15 protein-coding genes are annotated in these 16,897 nt (G+C 44.3%); 12 read left to right on the top strand and 3 right to left on the bottom strand.

Annotation, left to right across the window (positions count from 1 at the left end):
* Positions 1-43: 43 nt before the first annotated feature.
* The 5 genes from THEBA_RS07090 to THEBA_RS07070 all read left to right on the top strand — a co-directional run bounded on the left by THEBA_RS07090 (position 44) and on the right by THEBA_RS07070 (position 4,325).
* The gene (locus THEBA_RS07090) at positions 44-973 is read left to right on the top strand and encodes a branched-chain amino acid ABC transporter permease (RefSeq protein WP_014731035.1); all 930 of its coding nucleotides are present in this window, start codon (positions 44-46) and stop codon (positions 971-973) included.
* Positions 970-1,908, top strand: a complete 939-nt coding sequence (locus THEBA_RS07085) for a branched-chain amino acid ABC transporter permease (protein ID WP_014731034.1) — start codon at positions 970-972, stop codon at positions 1,906-1,908. Before THEBA_RS07090 ends, THEBA_RS07085 begins: the two co-directional genes overlap by 4 nt.
* Before the next feature lies 1 nt (position 1,909).
* The gene (locus THEBA_RS07080; protein ID WP_014731033.1) at positions 1,910-2,626 is read left to right on the top strand and encodes an ABC transporter ATP-binding protein; all 717 of its coding nucleotides are present in this window, start codon (positions 1,910-1,912) and stop codon (positions 2,624-2,626) included.
* Entirely contained in the window at positions 2,626-3,330 is a 705-nt protein-coding gene (locus THEBA_RS07075; RefSeq protein WP_014731032.1) for an ABC transporter ATP-binding protein, read from the top strand. The genes THEBA_RS07080 and THEBA_RS07075 overlap by 1 nt, the downstream gene beginning before the upstream one ends.
* 206 nt (positions 3,331-3,536) lie before the next feature.
* Positions 3,537-4,325: an alpha/beta fold hydrolase gene (locus THEBA_RS07070; protein ID WP_148270063.1), complete on the top strand. Its 789-nt coding sequence runs from the start codon at positions 3,537-3,539 to the stop codon at positions 4,323-4,325.
* 72 nt (positions 4,326-4,397) lie between these two features.
* Here THEBA_RS07070 and THEBA_RS07065 read toward each other — a convergent pair whose 3' ends face one another.
* Complete coding sequence (locus tag THEBA_RS07065; RefSeq protein WP_014731030.1) at positions 4,398-5,498, bottom strand: ArsR/SmtB family transcription factor; 1,101 nt, start codon at positions 5,496-5,498, stop codon at positions 4,398-4,400.
* Between the two features lie 497 nt (positions 5,499-5,995).
* On the opposite strand from THEBA_RS07065, the gene THEBA_RS07060 reads away from it, so the two are divergent.
* The 5 genes from THEBA_RS07060 to THEBA_RS07040 all read left to right on the top strand — a co-directional run bounded on the left by THEBA_RS07060 (position 5,996) and on the right by THEBA_RS07040 (position 12,627).
* A complete protein-coding gene (locus THEBA_RS07060; RefSeq protein ID WP_014731029.1) occupies positions 5,996-7,171 on the top strand; it encodes an ROK family transcriptional regulator in 1,176 nt (391 codons plus the stop codon).
* A gap of 12 nt (positions 7,172-7,183) precedes the next feature.
* Positions 7,184-8,659: a xylulokinase gene (gene xylB / locus THEBA_RS07055; RefSeq protein ID WP_014731028.1), complete on the top strand. Its 1,476-nt coding sequence runs from the start codon at positions 7,184-7,186 to the stop codon at positions 8,657-8,659.
* 14 nt (positions 8,660-8,673) lie between these two features.
* Entirely contained in the window at positions 8,674-9,996 is a 1,323-nt protein-coding gene (gene xylA, locus THEBA_RS07050) for a xylose isomerase (protein ID WP_014731027.1), read from the top strand.
* A 646-nt stretch (positions 9,997-10,642) separates the two neighbouring features.
* Positions 10,643-11,269 carry a YkgJ family cysteine cluster protein gene (locus THEBA_RS07045; protein WP_014731026.1) on the top strand — a complete coding sequence of 209 codons (627 nt, stop codon included), beginning with the start codon at positions 10,643-10,645 and terminating at the stop codon, positions 11,267-11,269.
* 107 nt (positions 11,270-11,376) lie between these two features.
* Entirely contained in the window at positions 11,377-12,627 is a 1,251-nt protein-coding gene (locus tag THEBA_RS07040; RefSeq protein ID WP_014731025.1) for a hypothetical protein, read from the top strand.
* 81 nt (positions 12,628-12,708) lie between these two features.
* Here the strand turns inward: THEBA_RS07040 and THEBA_RS07035 are convergent, their stop codons facing one another.
* The gene (locus THEBA_RS07035; RefSeq protein ID WP_236609228.1) at positions 12,709-13,218 is read right to left on the bottom strand and encodes a winged helix-turn-helix domain-containing protein; all 510 of its coding nucleotides are present in this window, start codon (positions 13,216-13,218) and stop codon (positions 12,709-12,711) included.
* A 162-nt stretch (positions 13,219-13,380) separates the two neighbouring features.
* Here THEBA_RS07035 and THEBA_RS07030 point away from each other — a divergent pair, with 162 nt between their 5' ends.
* Both THEBA_RS07030 and hcp read left to right on the top strand, forming a co-directional pair.
* Entirely contained in the window at positions 13,381-14,160 is a 780-nt protein-coding gene (locus tag THEBA_RS07030; RefSeq protein ID WP_006486818.1) for a hypothetical protein, read from the top strand.
* An 82-nt stretch (positions 14,161-14,242) separates the two neighbouring features.
* Positions 14,243-15,901: a hydroxylamine reductase gene (hcp, locus tag THEBA_RS07025; protein ID WP_014731023.1), complete on the top strand. Its 1,659-nt coding sequence runs from the start codon at positions 14,243-14,245 to the stop codon at positions 15,899-15,901.
* On the opposite strand, the gene THEBA_RS07020 is transcribed toward hcp, so the two are convergent.
* Complete coding sequence (locus tag THEBA_RS07020; protein ID WP_014731022.1) at positions 15,861-16,886, bottom strand: alpha/beta hydrolase; 1,026 nt, start codon at positions 16,884-16,886, stop codon at positions 15,861-15,863. The genes hcp and THEBA_RS07020 overlap by 41 nt on opposite strands.
* Between the last annotated feature and the right edge of the window lie 11 nt (positions 16,887-16,897).

Raw genomic sequence — 16,897 nt, 5'->3', positions numbered from 1 at the left:
CGACCTTACTATCTAATAAGCTGTAGCTTGGGTGGTGACTGACTTGGAGAGCATCTCGTTCTTGAGAAAGCACAGGAATCTCTTTCTCCTGATTGCTGTAATTATCGTGGTGGCTATTTGGAAGCCTCACGCCGCCATTTATGGACTCCAAAGAGGAAGCCTATATTCTTTGGTCGGTTTGCCTCTTTCGTTAACTCTTGGAGTTGTAGGAATTATGAACCTTGCCCACGGCGATTTCCTCTCGCTAGGCATCTATTTTGTCTATCTTTTTGCCACAAACCTAGGAATGGATCCTCTCGTGTCCATTATCCCAGTCTTTTTTCTATTGTTTGGCCTCGGAGTGGTGATCTATAAGTTGACTATTACGAGAGTAATGAAGTCAGGTCATTTGAACCAGTTGCTTCTCACATTTGGAATATCGATGATTGTACTGGAAGCAATGAATCTCATCTGGACATCAAGACCTAGAAGTGTCTACGTTGAGTACTCTTCTTCGTCTACAACAATTGCAGGTGTAAGATTCGGCACTTATGAGCTATTGTATGTTGTTTTTGCTTTTGCAGTGCTAATTGCACTTCAGCTCTTTCTGAAGAAGACAAGACTAGGGCAGGCAACTTTTGCCGTCGGTCAGAATCCACAGGGCGCGAAAATTGTTGGGATCAACACGGGTTTCGTGTATCTCTTTGTGTTTGGGATATCGATTGCTATTCTGGGAATTGCCGCAGGAGTCATGGTACCAAGATTTGCAATCTTTCCTTCTGTCGGTTCGGCATTTACAATGAAATCTTTTTGTCTAGTTGCAATGGCTGGACTTGGAAATCTTCCCGGAATTCTTGTTAGTGGTATTGTTCTCGGAGTTGGGGAAGCTATTGTGCAATCTATACCTGGTTATGCCGGCTGGTCAGACATAGTATTCTTTGGAGTTCTGATAGCTGTCATAATGATCAGATCCCTAAGGAGGCAATCACTATGAAGATCACAAAGTCACTTGTTATTATCATATTGCTCATCGCAGCCGCTCTTCTTCCCGTTGTGACTGAGGCTTACTTCATAAGTGTTGCCATAACTATCTTGACGTTCATGACGTTGTCGATCAGCTGGGATATGATGCTCAGAACGGGTCAGTTGTCTTTTGGTACGGCTGGTTTTTTCGGGCTCGGCGGTTATACAGGAATCATTGCAGTCGCTGACTTCGGTGTGGACCCACTTGTAGGGATTATCCTGGGAGGTCTTTTGGCTGGAGGAGTCTCTCTCTTACTGGGTATGGCAATTCTGCGATTGCGTGGTTTGTATTTCGCAATAACAACAATGGCTCTCGCAAGCGTATTCATGGTAGTCATAAGGAATCTGAATAAGCTTACCGGAGGCCCAAGTGGAAAGATAGTTTACACAACTCTTTTTAACTACGATTCAGTCAAAGTTTACTGGCTCATGTTGGGTATTACAGTGGGTACAATTGTGGTTTCAGAAGTGTTTCAGAGAACTAGAGTTCATTTTGCGATCGATTCTATTAGAGCCGATGAAACAGTAGCTAAGTCCCATGGAGTAAATATCTACAAATATCTGATATTTGTTTTCGTTGTGACTTCGATAATACAAGGAGTAATAGGTTCAACATACGCACTTCAGTATGGATTTGTTTATCCAGAGAGCAGTTTTTCAGCTCATTATCTTCTTCTACCGATAGCCATGGCGTTGGTGGGAGGAATATACTCAACTATTGGCCCAGTCCTTGGCGCCATTATTCTGGGTCTTTCATCTGAGTATCTCAAGTTAATAATGCCCTATGGACATTTGATTTTCTACGGTGTAATCATAGTTGTGGTAGTTCTCTTTTTGCCGAACGGTGTGTATGGCGCAATCAAAGATGTTACGGGATTCAGAAAACGCCGTCTGGAGGAACGATAAAATGAGTATACTTAAGCTTGATAAAGTCACAAAACGTTTCGGTGGACTAGTCGCCGTAGATAACGTCTCTATGGAGATCCAACAGGGTGAAATTCTCGGTTTGATTGGACCAAACGGTGCAGGGAAGACGACTCTAACAAATCTTATATCGGGAGTCCATATGGTGAGCGAGGGAAAAATTATATTCGACGGCATCGATATCACTTTTCTTCCAGCACACAAAAGATGCAACCTTGGGATCGCAAGGACTTTTCAGATTGCTCGACCGTTAAAGAACCTCACAGTTGTTGAAAACATAATGGTCGGAGGACTTTTTGGAAACGGCGAAAAGCTTAAGGAGAGCAAAAAGAGCGCTCTTAGGCTTTGTGAAACAATAGGACTTGAAGAGCCCGATCAAACTCTTGATAAGATAACTGTTCTTGATATCAAGAAGATAGAGATCGCAAGAGCGATGGCCACAAAACCGAAGATCCTCTTTCTTGACGAGGTTATGTCGGGATTAAACATGGACGAAACCAGAGAAATGATAGATACCGTAAGAAAGATTAGAGGAACAGGCGTGACGATATGCATAATAGAGCACGTCATGAGCGTAATTAGAGAAATAACGGAGCGAGTCATAGTACTTGATAGGGGTACTATCCTTGCAGAGGGACCTTACAGTGAAGTATCGCAACAGCACAACGTTATAACTGCTTATTTGGGGGAGGATGCCTGATGCTCGAAGTCAAGAATCTATTTGTCTCATACGGGAGGATTCAGGTAATTACGGACTTCTCCTTCAATGTCGGAGCGGAAGCTGTCGGGCTTTTCGGTCCTAACGGTGCGGGAAAGACAACTCTGATCAACTCGATCATTGGTCTCGTAAAGCCAAGGTCGGGCGAGATTCTCTTCGAAGGCGAATCACTGCTTCCTTATGAAACACACTCCATCGTAAGAAAAGGGATTTCAGTAGTGCCTCAGGATGGTGAGCTGTTCCCAATTATGACTGTTTTAGAGAATCTCAAGATCGGTGCATCCTACATAAAGGAAGCTAGAGACAAAGTAAATGAGAGGCTGGAATTCGTGTTCGGAATTTTCCCAGTACTCAAAGAGCGGGCTTATCAATTGGCTGGAACAATGAGCGGTGGGCAACAGAGAATGCTTGCAGTTGGACGATCTCTTATGGCAGTCCCACGGCTTCTAATTCTAGATGAGCCATCAGTTGGACTTCAGCCCACTTTGGTTACAGAGCTCTTTGAGAAACTCTCAATGATCAAATCCGAGGGAGTTTCCATGATCCTTTCCGAGCAAAACGTTCGACAGGGCCTAAAAGTCATTGATAGGGGGTACGTAATAGAAAATGGGACCCTTGCAATTGAAAGCACTGCTGATGACCTGATGCACAACGAACACGTAAAGCGCTCATACCTGGGTTTGTAAAAAGGAGATTATTTGAGAGGTGAGTGTGTATACTTGAAAAGTTGCTCATAGTCTTCTTTGGAATATGCGCACTTGGAGCAAATTTCTTTCGGACTGAGAGACTTTTCGCCTATGAAACCAAAGAGGTTTCCTCGAACTGTGCTTTGAATGTTAATATGAGAAGTGAGGAACACAGAACACACAAGTCTGACAGGAGGGATCTGGTAATGGAAAGGTCAATAGCCGAACAGTACGTAAGGATAGTTGACAAAAAGATCTTCTATCTTGAAACAGTGGGCGACGATGGGATTCCCGTGGTATTCGTCCATGGTAATTTCGCGTCGAGCAAATGGTTTGAACCTGCTCTCAAGATTCTCCCCAGTGGATTAAAAGGTTATGCAATCGACCTGCCGAATTTCGGGAGATCTGACAGACTTGAAGAGGTGAGTATCGATAATTACGCCAACTACGTGATTAATTTCATACTTGAGATGGAATTAGATGGTGTGGTTCTTGTTGGCCATTCTCTTGGGGGAGCTGTTGCTCAGAGTGCAGTCATTAAGAGGCCTGATCTGATCGATCGAGTCATTTTGGTGGATCCTGCCCCTCCCGATGGTCTAAAGACTCCAGAAGAGGTTTACCCATATCTAGAGATGTACAGAGGGAATAGAGAGCTTCTTAAAAAGGCTCTGATTGGTGTAATGCCGACCCGTGAAGTAGACGAGTTTCTTGAGCAGCTTGTCGACGAAGCTCTGTTGATGGATGGAAGATGTTTTGTAGAGAACGCTAGAGCGCTTGAAAAGTACGATTTCACTGAAGCGCTCAGTGAGATTGAGGTTCCGCACCTCGTCGTAGTTGGAAAGCTTGACAATATTGTTACTGAAGAGATGGCAAGGAGATTCGAGAGAATACTTCGGGATGTTGAAATCCGTGTGCTTCCTGACTACGGACACAGTGTTATTCTTGAGGACACGGAGTTGTTTGTGAAGATTCTGGAAGATTTCGTCGAGCGATAGGCGATACAGTTCAAATATAAACGGGGCTGAAGAGCCCCGTTTCTGTTTAAATAGGGTTAATCGTTGATCGATTTAGTTCTGCTCTTCAAGCAGCTTGTCAAGCGATTCGCTAACAAGCCTCTTGAGTTCTTTTGCATTGACTGTGTATTCAACATACTCACCATCATAAACACTTTCAAGGAGCCTCCCCTTTTTAAGCTTCTCGAGATGATTGCTCAGGTCGCCGGCGGAGATTCGCAATTTTTTTGCAAGGGAAACTGGTCGATGAGGCTCTCTGCTAAGTTCTCTAAGTATTGCAAGCCTTTCTTTGTGGGCCAGAGCGCTAAAGACGTCGATACATTGAAGTTTCTCATCTTTCTCCCTGAAGGGGACTTCTATTCTGTCATATCCGAGAATAAAGAGGTATCTGTCTTTCATAACCATAAGGCCGGCTTGATCTAGGCCCAGGAATGGCGATACACTCAATTCTATAGTTTGAACCGTCTCGAGGATGTCAAAGAAACTCAAGAGGTTCAATTTTTCAATATACGATGTGCCCCCCTTTCGAATGTATTCCTCAAGGTTCTTCAGATGCTTCTCGTTCGACCTCCTAACTTCGTCCCGCATTCTGTTGAAAACATTTTCAAGGAACCATTCAAAGAGATATATCAGATCCTGTTTTGTTTCAGCCGGGTTTTCAAGAAATCCAAGAAGATTTGCCTTTTGAAAAGACGAGAAAATAGTACTCTCAGTTATGAAAAGGAGCATCTCCTTTTCATCTACCGTCAGCCTTTCAACTAATTCCTCGAATTGAGAAGAGTCTCTAGACTTGACATCGGTTCCAAATCCAGTTCTTAGGAAACGCCCTAGTATGCTTTTCTCGGATGTGCTCTTGAGAGCTTTGATGAACTCCTCGGGTTCTCGTAGATTTCTCTCCTGGACAAGAGAAAAGGTTCCTGCGCCGAAGTACGTTTCACAGTCAAAAAATCGCTCGAGAAGCTCTTTTATATCGTCAGGAAGAATCTTCTTTGTTTCCTTTGCCCATTCAAGGAGCTCTGGGTCAGGCACAAACTGATCTTTGAAATCTTGTTCTTTGTAGGCTTCGATTATCATCTCATTACAGTTGACCCTCATAAGACAAAGAAGAAAATCATAAGCAGGCCAATCTATATACTTGATTCGTTCGAGAAGCACAGGCAGGACCTCCTTGTAATAATCCTTGAGACAATTATACTAAAGAACTGCTTGTTGATCATTCAATTCAAAGATAACAAGTAAGACCATTTATGCCAGAAATGAATGACCATAAAACAAACCGCTTTTGAAGAGTCTCGGGTTCGATAATCTAAATAATCGGCAAAAAACCGACAGATTCTGGAAATTCTCGGAACTGGCAGTAACTTTCATCGTTAGCATCATTCATTTAGCTGATAGAATCATACTAGCGATTCAAATCCGTCCAGGCCTCAAGTAAGAATCACTTGTCCGTTATTCTTGAGTTTCGCTGCTTGGTCGGAAAGTTTTTTAGAGTCTGGGCGAAGAAGATTCTTTCAATTGTTTGCGGCAATAAATAAATTAGGAAGAATCATCTTATGGGCGATATTCCCCACCAGCTGTCTCTAAACGGTTCTGTTTAGATTTAATCAAATCTCTTATTAATAGTAAGCTAGAGTAGAAAGGGGGATTTCAGCTTGGTTGGTAAAAAGCTGGATTCAGAGAATATTGGAAGATCAAATAGAAAGCTGATTCTTCAGTTGCTTAGAAAGAATCCCGCTACTACTCGAAGAGATCTTGCAGTAGCATCGGGGTTGAATCCAAGCACGGTGACGAAAATAATCAAGGATTTTCTATCAATGGGTCTTTGCGAGGAAGTGAGAGCAGAAGAGACCGGTCGAATTGGGAGAAAGGCAATCGTCCTTAGACTAAACAGAAAGGCGTTCATGTCTGTAGTCATCGATATTGGTGTCGAAGAGACAATTATAGGTAAGGGATTCTTTGATGGCTCAGTTTCAGTTGTGAGTAGATTTAGAACTCCACGTGACTTTGATCAGTTCATGGATCTCTTAACTAAAAAGACTTCCTTGATTTCGAGAAATATTCCAAAATCCAGATTCCTCGGATACTCGTTGTCAGTTCCGGGAATCGTTGATGTGGAGAATTCCAGAATCGTATACGTGCCTCATCTCGGATGGAAGGATCTCGTACTCAGAGAACGGCTCTCTCGACGGTATCCGGTTTTTCTTGATAATGAAGCAAATCTCTCGTTGATTGCTGAGAAGTGGAACAATCCAGATGTAGTGTCAGTAAGAGATATTGTCTTCGTCTATGTATCTGAGGGAATCGGGTGCGGTGTTATGTTTGACGGCCAGATTTATAGAGGGCGCGATTATTCTGCCGGCGAATTTGGCCACATGACGGTTCAGATTGACGGCAAGAAATGCTACTGCGGAAACTTTGGTTGCTGGGAAACTATCGCCTCTACTGAAGCCATCGTCAATCTAGCAACTGAGTTGGGGCTTGAACTCAAAGGAACCAGTAACAATGAGAAGTATCTCAACTGTCTGCGCTCAACAGATGCAAGTTATGAACCACTTCTTCGTGAGATCGAGAGAAGCCTTGGCGTAGGAATTGTTAACATCGTAAATTCCTTGGATCCGGAAGTTGTTGTTCTTGGCGGAGTTGCTTCGATACTTCCGGAAGTATCATTGCGCAATCTGCTCGATTTTGTCAACTCAAGGGTTCTATACGCTACTGGGCAGAACGTGAAAGTAATAAGGAGCATGCTCCACGAAAAAGGCATGGCAAGCTCGAAAATGATAGGAGCAGCTCTACACATAATTGATCGTAAGACGGTCGATTTAGTATAAAGGAGATTTGTCATGGGTACGTTTTTCGGTATAGACGTAGGAACAAATTCTGTTAAAGGAATCTCGGTTGATAAGAGCGGAAAAATCTTGACTTCTTCTTCAAAACCTATTCCTATGGAAACCCCGAAGCCCGGTTGGGCACAGCAGCATCCAGAGATTTGGTGGGACGCAGTTTGCGTTGTTTTGAGAGATCTAGTTGCAAAGGGAGGTCGACTGCCATCGGCAATTTCCGTCAGCGGTCAAATGCATTCCCTTGTTGCCGTTGATGCAGAAGGGAAGGTTGTCTATCCGGCGATCCTTTGGTGCGATCAGAGAACTGAAAGCCAGTGTGCAAAAGTTACGGACTTGTTGGGAGGAGAAGAAAAAGTAATAGGAAGTTTCGGAAATCCAGTACTGACAGGATTCACGCTTCCCAAAATCCTCTGGTTGGCAGAGAGTGAGCCTGAGAGGTTCAAGAAGATCAAGAAATGGATGCTTCCGAAAGACTACGTCGTAATGAAATTGACGGGACGTGTTGTAACTGACTTCTCCGATGCTTCAGGAACTTCTATGCTGGATATTGAAGGGGAATTCGATGAGAGAATTCCAGAAATAATCGGTATTGATCCTCGTTCATATCCCGAATTGATCGGGTCAGGTACGATCGTGGGGACAGTAAGTTCGCCCTCCCTTTCGGAGCTAGAAGGCATTCCGGTAGTTAACGGAGGAGCAGATAATGCTTCGTCGGCTTATGGTTGCGGTGTCGAGAAGACGGGAGACGCAATGATAAGCATCGGGACCTCCGGTACAGTGGTAGCCTTGACTAAACAGGGGATACCAGATAGATCTGGCGGAATTCATCTTTTTAGACATGTCACGGGTAGGGATTTCTACCATATGGCGGTAATTCTCTCAGCGACGAATTCGCTAAACTGGTTTAAAGATAGATTTGGAAACGACCTTTCTTTTGAATCACTTGAAGAGATGGTTAAACAGACGCCCTCAGGATCAAATGGAGTGGTTTTCTTGCCGTACTTGAATGGTGAGCGAACGCCTCATCGTGATCCCAGCGCAAGAGGAACGCTTTTCGGCTTTTCCTCTTTTCACAGCAGGGGCGATGTATTCCGGAGCATATATGAAGGAGTGGGCTTTGCTCTCAGAGAAGGGGCAGAGCTGATCGAGAGTCTCGGATCAGAGATGAATAACGTCAGAATTGTTGGAGGCGGTTCAAGGAGCGAAACGTGGTGTCAGATCGTTGCCGACAATCTCGGCAAGACGATTTGGCTCCCGGAAGTAGATGAAGGGGCAGCTTACGGTTCGGCTCGCTTGGCTGCAGAAGCTCTTGGCATAGGCACTTCATCATGGATAAGGATGAAGAAAGAATTCAGACCGAACGGGGATTTCAGGGCGGTTTATGACAATGTTTTCTCAATTTACAAAGAGTTGTATCCAAAAATAAGAGACAGCTACAAGAAGATAAGCAAGGTGCAGGAAAGTATCACGAAATGAAAGGAGGAAGGGGAATGAGTGTCTTCGACAAGATAGAAAAGATCCAGTATAAGGGCCCGGATAACAAAGATCCAATGGCCTTCAGCTTCTACAATCCAGAAGAAGAGTTCATGGGGAAGACCATGAAAGAGTATCTTCGATTCGCGGTTGCCTTCTGGCACACCTTTCAGGGTGATGGGCTTGATATGTTTGGGAAGCCCACAATGAGAAGAAGCTGGGATTCCATCAAGGATCCCATTGCTCTAGCAAAGTTGAAAGTTGATGCCGTCTTCGAACTCTGTGAGAAGCTGAGTATCGACTTCTTCTGTTTCCACGATCGAGACATAGCTCCTGAAGGAGAGACTCTCAGAGAGACAAACAAGAATCTAGACGAAATTGTGAGACATATTTCCGATCATTTGAGGACGAGTAATGTCGGTATACTATGGGGAACGGCAAATCTCTTCTCGAGTCCAAGGTTTATGCATGGAGCGGCGACATCATGTGATGCGGACGTCTTTGCGTACGCTGCTGCCCAGGTGAAAAAGGCAATCGAGGTTACCAAGGAACTTGGTGGGAAGAATTACGTCTTCTGGGGTGGAAGGGAAGGATACGAGACTCTACTCAACACTGATATGCGTCTAGAACTGGAAAATCTTGCAAGATTCTTCCACATGGCAGCAGATTACGCTAAAGAGATAGGTTTTTCTGGGCAGTTCCTAATAGAGCCCAAGCCCATGGAACCGACCAAGCATCAATATGATTTTGATGTTGCGAATGCACTGGCCTTCTTAAGAAAATTCGGTCTAGAAGAGAATTTTAAGTTCAATGTTGAAGCAAACCATGCGACCCTCGCAGGTCATACCTTCCAGCATGAACTAAGGTTTGCAAGAATCAACGATTTGCTTGGAAGTGTTGATGCCAATCAAGGTGACCCTCTTCTGGGGTGGGATACAGATCAATTTCCAACCGATCTCTATTCGACGACCCTTGGGATGTACGAGATAATCAAGAACGGAGGATTAAATCCTGGAGGCTTGAATTTCGATGCAAAGGTGAGAAGAGGTTCTTATGATGAGCGGGATCTATTTATCGGACACATTGCCGGCATGGACACATTTGCTCTGGGATTGAAGGCGGCAGCCAAACTAATCGACGAAGGTACCCTGGAAAGTCTCTTGAAAGACAGATACAGTAGTTATCAATCGGGTGTAGGCAAGGAGATCACCGAAGGCATAGCAGACTTCAGGTCGCTTGAAGAATACATAATCGACAAGAAGAACCCTCTTCCAGAACCTTCAAATCAGGAGTATCTTGAAAGGCTGGTGAACTGGGCGATAATTTCGGCGGAAAAGTAATCTTCACCCTCTGAGAGTAAGGCGAGCAATCATAATTGGTTGCTCGCTTCTTTTTGAAGCACTGAGAAATCTATTTGCATTGCTTGAACGTTATTTTCATTCTTTCAGATCGATTATTCCCGTAATGCATCATAATTAAATCTACTCAAGAGAGAGTTAATGCATCAAAATAAAATCTACTCGAAGTCGAGATGAAGGAGATTAAGAACACCTCCCTTTGAGTTAGATTTGGACTTCATTATCTGTATGTCAACCAGTGATTCTTGAGATCGATTCCTTTGTTATCGAGACAAAACAATTGTATACTGAGCGGCTTTCTACTCTCCTCTTTAGAGATCATGATTATACGTACTTCTTCTTGGAGTTCTGTCAAAAGTCTTTGAAATGCCTTCGAAACTAACTGCCGAAAAAGACGAAGTCTCCGGTTGTCAGTTAAGGTCCATAGTTCACTGAATTGTGGATTTCAAAATCTGTGAACAACAAAGGAAATTACAATCAAAATGTCAACAAGTTTGCTTCTTTCTGACGGAATAAATTCACCTCTCGATCGCGGTATATCCATGGAGAATTTACTTTCGACGAATTGATTCGTTCGCTGCAAGGTGGGATGATCTTCTCAGTATGTTTGCAGGAGGTAATACCTTTGATGAGCGGTTTATCGTTTGATGATCTGTATCAAAAGGCTTCTGAGGTTCTAGAAATTTACGACGATGCCTGTAGAACAATTAGAGATATTCAGATAGAGACTGGTTTAAGATGCCTGCCTTCATGTAGAGAGTGTTGTAAGACATCCGGTGACTCCATTCAGGTGACAATTACAGAGTTTCTTCCTCTTTCGCTGAGACTCTGGAACGAGGGTAGAGCAGACGACTTACTTCGAAGGCTAGAAGATGTTCCTGACAGTGATCGCTGCATTCTCTTCGAAGGTTCTGGAGAGATTAGAAATGAAGGTGGTTGCACCGAATATGCTTTTAGGCCACTAATTTGCAGGCTCTTTGGCTTCTCAGGAGTAATCGATAGGTTGGGTCGGGTGGCCCCGGTGATCTGCAAATACGTAAAAACGGGCTATCCGCTTTCTGTTGAAAGGTTCACCGAGAAATTTTCTTCAGGGCTTGAGATTCCAGTCTTCTCAGATTATTTGAAACGGGTACAGGGAATTGATCCTCACATGGGCTCGAGAACTTATTCAATAAACTCGGCCTTGAGAAAGGCGCTTGAGTATGTAGGAATGAGATTCTACTATTCTTCAAAAGGGTTTGACAGGACGGCCTGAATTTCTGGAGAGTCACTCGACAAAAGTATCATAAAGCTTCTCCTGGTAGTACAATTCTTCTGAACCAGTTTCGATATCCGAGTCTAGAAGAATCAGGAGGTGTAATAATGAAGAAACTCTTGCTCATCGCACTGACTGTAATATTTGCTGTCGGACTTTTTGGGCAGCTCGGACTGAGAACCCTGACTCCAGAACCAACTGAGACTGCCGATGCGTCGGAAACGGGAGAAATTGTACCCGATAGTGAGGAGTTGAATACACTTTCTCTGAGAACCATTGATCCTCTGCTTGTTTCCTTCAGAGAAGGATGGACGTCTCCCGACGATCCCTCCTGGAAAGTGGAGATGATAGGGTCTACAGAGATAATGATTCCCCAGGATTTCTCAATCTTTCAGGAGAAGACCGGTCTAAACTACGATGTGCAGATTTTTGACAAGGAAGAGCTTCTTTTTGGAAGGCTATTTTTGTATCAGCTCGAGTCTTACGCCAGGTCAGAGCTGATTAGTGCCGTTGTAGGTTCTCTCTATGGAGAAGGCGCAACAACTGAGAGTAGCTACGAGGAGACTGTTGAACTGGATGACGGACGGATTGCTTACCTTGTTTCTCTCAAAATCAGACCGGAAGTCGATTATCCATTCGTAGTTGTTTACTCTCCATCGGAAGAGGCAGAGATAACTGAGCCCGGTGCAGTTACAATGTGTGTTTTTGAGCCCCTTAATTATTCAGGAAGCGAGCTTGACAAAGCTAAGGAGATAATTGCCGGAATCGTGGGGAGCCTTATCTCGGCTGAAGAAGAACCTGAAGAGAAAGAAGAAGTCATTGCATTGCCTTCTGAGAAAGAGGAGCACACAGATATTTTCGTCAGGATGGTTGAATCGTTGCTGAGCGAAGAAGACCTCGATATATATATCGACGACTGGATAGAAGTTGAAGGTGATTACTTCGGGTTCATGATGCCACCGGAGTTTTCCGTGGCCTTCTATCTGGCAGACTACTTCGAAGTGGCCGATCTGGGATTTCAGGGCACAGTCGTAGGCAAGATCTTCGTTGGTGAGTCGGAAGAGTCAGCTTCCACAGGCGACGTGCTAAATCAATACGTCTATCAGTACCTAGGTAGTTTCGGTGACTATGAGTTGGTGGATAGCTATACTGGTTATGTGGATCGAGAGTCCGTAGTGAACGTCTATGCTCTCGACTTTTCGGGAAAGCTCTGCTGGATGGCCCTCTATTCTGAATCACATGATGCTGAGTTCTTTGGCCCCCGAGAATACTTTGTCCTTCTGGGATTGGCAGACTACGAAGAAGCGGTTATGTGGGCAGAGTGGTACACCGGGATTCTAGCGACGCTTGATTTCTAGTTTATAGAGAGTATTACCCACAATATTCAGGAGACATTCTAAGCGTCTCCTGAATTTGTTTCACAACGATAACATAATGCGCTACTTTTCTGATTTCTCTTCAACTTTTTCGGCTTCTGCGCCAAATAGCCACTGAAGGAACTGAACAAACCCGCTTCCAGCGGATTTTATCGCGGTTTTGAGTGCTTCTGCAGCAGTCTTTGCCTCTTCCCTGTAAACTGCTATTCCAGATGAACTAGTCTGACCGCCTTCAAGAGATTGAATTTTCTCCTCAAGCTGTTTTGTCGGAGCTCTTTCTTTGTCAAGTTCAGCCTTCAGCAATTTGTTTTCTTCTTCAAGACATGCGATTCTCTCTTTAAGCTTCAGAGTCTCGGTAGATGTGCGGCTATCTTTTTGCTCGCCACTAACCGCTCTGTGTGCTGCTTCGACTACTGTGAGCCCTTGAGAAGTGTAGTCAGGCATCTTCTTGACGATCTCGACAACTTCTTCGCTTACTTCGTCGATAAGACCTTCTTCTATTAAGACTTTCACATAGTTTCGTACCGTTTCGTACCTAATACCACTTCGCTCAGACAGTTCTTTGAAAGTCACAGTGATCACCCCGTGAGAAGCTTGTTCATCATCACTCTCAGTATATCAGAAGAATTGACATTTAATAGAAACTTTGCAGGCACTGCCGGTTTTTCATTCCGGCTAGATCAGTATTTGTTATGATTGTCTTAGATTCTATTTTCGAGTGAGTGAGGCGAGAGTATGAGAAAAGTATTCGTGATTGCACTGTCTTTCTTTGTGCTTCTAAGCTCGCTTTTTGCCGTTTTTATGGAGGAAGATCTGTCTGCTTTACAGTTTGGTTTTTCTGGAAAGGTACATACTGTACAGATAGAGATAGCAAAGTTAGGAGCAGAACTATTGATTTCCGATCCGGAGACGCTGACCTTTAATGAAAAGGGTTTTCTAATCTCGAGGGAGACTGAAGAAGTGAAGATAGAATACTTCTATGACGACTCCGGCAGACTGAGAAGAAAGGACTTCATCAACCGAGACGGTACAGTTTTCCAGAGGGTTGAAGTGCTCTATGAAGATGATCACTACGATGCCGTGGCCTTTGACGATTCAGGTATTGAACTCGAAAGAACTCGCTACTGGATTAACAGCGAAGAAAGAACTCTGATCTTTTCTGTTGAAACCGAAACTGGCGTTTCAACGAATACTCTCTTCTTCGATGAGAACGGAAGAAAATCAGAGAGGTATTCCCTCATTCGAGAAAACGTTTCTGAACTAGATATGGAGGTTAACATAGTAGTGGAAAGCACATTCACTTATGATTCCAATGGACATTTGGTGGGCGAGAAGACAGTAGTTAGGGTTAGAAGGGAAGGCAGGGAACAGGCTTCGGAGTTCAGAAGTCGAATCGATATACTCCTCACGGACGAACAAGGCAACCCTGTTCGGGAACTTAGGAGAATTGAGTTCCTGGATAGCTCAAGCGCTCCCGAAGAATTTATTTACTCAAGGGTGTACACATATTATTGATCGATCTCCTGTGTAACATATGTTACCGATTCTCCCTCTGGGCGTCTGTAAGATAATTACTGTCAGTAAAGGAGGGATTAGATTGTTTTGTTTTCAGTGTTCTGAATCGATGAAGGGTACTGGCTGCACTGTCCAAGGTATCTGCGGAAAGGAACCGGAAGTAGCCGATCTCCAGGATCTTCTGATATGGATTTTGAAAGGGATTTCCTTGTGGGGCGTCAAAGCGCAAGAAATGGGAGTGAAAGATTCTGAAACCGGTCTTTATGTTGCTGAAGGCCTCTTCACAACGATTACAAATGTGGATTTTGATCCCGAGAGTCTGGGTAAGAAGATTGACAGGGCCCTCAATGTAAGAAGACGAATCGAAAGAATCTTCAAAGAGGCTTACAGAAAAGAGAAAGGAAAGGAATTCAGCGAACCGATGCCTGAAGCATGCACTTGGGAGTCATCACGTGGAGTGGAGTCTTATAAGGCCAAAGGTGCTCAAGTGGGTGTTCTTGATACGCAGGATGAAGATATTCGTTCGTTGAGGGAGCTTCTCACCTACGGCCTAAAAGGAATTGCAGCATACACAGATCACGCCTATATCCTAAAGCACTCTGACAATTCTATACTAGACTTTCTTCAGGAGGCGCTCGCTTCCTGTCTTAACGACTCATTGACAGCTGAAGACTACGTTGCGCTAGTTTTGAAAGCGGGCGAGTATGCAGTTAAGGCAATGGCTTTACTGGACGAAGCAAACACCGGCAGCTATGGAAACCCGGAAATCACGTCAGTCTATACCGGCACGTATGAAGGACCGGGGATATTGGTTAGTGGGCACGATCTTCTTGATCTAGAAGAGCTCCTGAAACAGACCGAGGGAAAGGGAATAAATATATATACTCATGGTGAAATGCTTCCTGCGAATGGTTATCCCGGACTGAAAAAGTTCTCTCACCTCAGAGGCAATTTCGGAACGTCCTGGTACAATCAGCAGAAGGAATTCGAAGAATTCAAGGGTCCCATTCTAATGACCACGAATTGTATTCAGAGGCCGAGGGAATCTTATAAGGACAAGATATTTACTACTGGTCTTGTCGGATGGCCCGAGGTATCGCACATCCCAAACAGAGTTGACGGGAAAGAGAAGGATTTCACGCCGATCATCGAAAAGGCTCTTGAAATAGGCGATATCGGAGCTAGACCAGGCAAGAAAATCGTTGTTGGGCTGGCCCACGATCAGCTGTCAAAGGTCTCCGATAAGATAATTGATGCAGTGAAAACAGGTGCAATTAAGAAGTTTGTGGTAATGGGCGGTTGCGATGGACATGCTAAAAAGAGACAGTACTACACGGACCTGGCCGAGAGGCTGCCTAAAGACATGGTAATATTAACCGCGGGTTGTGCAAAATACAGGTATAACATGCTAGATCTGGGCGACATAGGAGGCATTCCCAGAGTAGTAGACGCAGGGCAGTGCAACGATTCATACTCGTTGGTTGTGACTGCCTTGAAGCTTAAAGAGGCTTTCGGTCTGGAGGATATAAATGATCTCCCAATCGAGTATGATATTGCCTGGTACGAGCAAAAGGCGGTAGCTGTACTCCTTGCGCTTCTATATATGGGAGTAAAGGGGATTCGTTTAGGTCCGGTACTGCCAGCTTTCATTTCACCGAATGTTCTGAAAGTTCTTGTGGAAAACTTCGATATAAAGCCTATTAGAACCGTAGAAGAAGATTTATCCGAGATTGTTGGATAATCATTTGCCTTTGAAAGAAGCCGACAACTATTTTTGCGACATCTATAAGTGAAGGTTTGATTTCTCCTCCGTCGGGCACCAACCCGTGCCCGGCGTTTTCTACCACCACCAGTTTGCTATAGCATCCGGCAGCAGTGAGCTCTTCGAAGAAGCGTTTCGATTGATCGACCGGTACGACAAGATCGCTATCACCCTGAACTATCAGAAATGGTGGGGAATCTTTATTTACATAGTTGATTGGACTCGCCTTTCTAAGTATTCCCTCTTCATTCCCAAAGATCAACTCCGCTACCTCTCTCTCAATACCTTCGAATAGGGCTTCAAGATCGGTGGGTCCGTAGAGATCAGCGACACAGAAAAGATTTTCATCCTGACCTGAGTATTTGTCTTCAGAAAACATGCCGGTATTTGCCGTCAATGCAGCAAGCGTTACAAGATGTGCACCGGCGCTTGTTCCGAAGCCTCCGATTGCTTCAGGATCAATCAGTAATTCGGTGGAATTTTCTCTTACAAATCGAATTGCCGTTTTTACGTCAATGACCTGCGATGGGAACTTCCATTTGGGGGCGAGCCGGTAGTCGATGGAGAATACGATGAATCCGGCTCTTATAAGCTCACCGGTAACTACTACGCCGGGTCCACTCCTTTTGTCTCCAGTAATCCAGGCGCCTCCGTGAACATACAGTATTGCAGGTCTTGGAGCAGTAGTTCTGGCAGGATAGTAAACATCCATTGTGAGTATCTCTCCATCAACTTCCGAATAAACGACATCCTCTTTAACCACAAAGTCAACTGCAGGGAATTCTTCGGTATCGACTTTGAGACTCTCAAGAGAGAAATCTCTGGCCGTTCTTGAGGCCAGAAATAATTGCTTAAGAAGCTCTGCAAGTTCTCCAATCTCCGACAATGAATAAGCAGAGAAATTTGTCGGGCATAGCAAGACACAAGAAGTGGCAATAATAAGGATTTCTCTTTTCAGTTTCATTCTCGCGAAAC

Source organism: Mesotoga prima MesG1.Ag.4.2, from assembly GCF_000147715.2.
Classification (GTDB): Bacteria; Thermotogota; Thermotogae; order Petrotogales; family Kosmotogaceae; genus Mesotoga; species Mesotoga prima.
Note: the sequence above shows the minus strand (reverse complement) of the source record. Positions and strands in the feature narration are given on the sequence as shown.

What these genes read in the sequence shown, in the direction of transcription:
- THEBA_RS07020 (WP_014731022.1), bottom strand. Translation starts at nt 16,886, where the DNA reads ATGAAACTGAAAAGAGAAATCCTTATTATTGCCACTTCTTGTGTCTTG.
- THEBA_RS07030 (WP_006486818.1), top strand. Translation starts at nt 13,381, where the DNA reads ATGAGAAAAGTATTCGTGATTGCACTGTCTTTCTTTGTGCTTCTAAGC.
- THEBA_RS07040 (WP_014731025.1), top strand. Translation starts at nt 11,377, where the DNA reads ATGAAGAAACTCTTGCTCATCGCACTGACTGTAATATTTGCTGTCGGA.
- xylB (WP_014731028.1), top strand. Translation starts at nt 7,184, where the DNA reads ATGGGTACGTTTTTCGGTATAGACGTAGGAACAAATTCTGTTAAAGGA.
- THEBA_RS07045 (WP_014731026.1), top strand. Translation starts at nt 10,643, where the DNA reads ATGAGCGGTTTATCGTTTGATGATCTGTATCAAAAGGCTTCTGAGGTT.
- xylA (WP_014731027.1), top strand. Translation starts at nt 8,674, where the DNA reads ATGAGTGTCTTCGACAAGATAGAAAAGATCCAGTATAAGGGCCCGGAT.
- THEBA_RS07080 (WP_014731033.1), top strand. Translation starts at nt 1,910, where the DNA reads ATGAGTATACTTAAGCTTGATAAAGTCACAAAACGTTTCGGTGGACTA.
- THEBA_RS07085 (WP_014731034.1), top strand. Translation starts at nt 970, where the DNA reads ATGAAGATCACAAAGTCACTTGTTATTATCATATTGCTCATCGCAGCC.
- THEBA_RS07075 (WP_014731032.1), top strand. Translation starts at nt 2,626, where the DNA reads ATGCTCGAAGTCAAGAATCTATTTGTCTCATACGGGAGGATTCAGGTA.
- THEBA_RS07070 (WP_148270063.1), top strand. Translation starts at nt 3,537, where the DNA reads ATGGAAAGGTCAATAGCCGAACAGTACGTAAGGATAGTTGACAAAAAG.